General features: G+C 78.2%; 1 pseudogene. It reads left to right on the forward strand.

What is annotated here, in order from left to right:
• Positions 1-141, forward strand: a pseudogene (locus tag AB8Z75_RS35355) (histidine phosphatase family protein); the annotation flags it as partial.
• Positions 142-436: the final 295 nt, after the last annotated feature.

Consider the following 436-nt stretch of genomic DNA (forward strand, 5'->3'; position numbering starts at 1 on the left):
CGACTGATCGAGGCCGGGAACGTCTTCGAGGGCAAGACCTTCGGCGTCGGCGACGGCGCGCTGCGCAGGTGGCGCCAGTTGCCCGGCCTGCGCAACCCCTTCCGCCCCTCCTGGGGCGAGCCGTACCTCGAACAGGTCGTGGGGGGGGGGGGGGGGGGGGGGGGGGGGGGGGGGGGGGGGGGGGGGGGGGGGGGGGGGGGGGGGGGGGGGGGGGGGGGGGGGGGGGGGGGGGGGGGGGGGGGGGGGGGGGGGGGGGGGGGGGGGGGGGGGGGGGGGGGGGGGGGGGGGGGGACGACCTGGAATCCTGATGTCAGCAGCGCGGAACTGATCTCGAACCCGACACCGCGCGAGGCGCCGGTGACGAACACCGTCCGGCCGACTTTGATGTGGCTCACAATTGCACCTTTCCGGACTCGGCAACAGCCAGGTCGTCGAC

Origin of the sequence: Streptomyces sp. PU-14G, assembly GCF_041028275.1 — a bacterium.
Classification (GTDB): Bacteria; Actinomycetota; Actinomycetes; order Streptomycetales; family Streptomycetaceae; genus Streptomyces.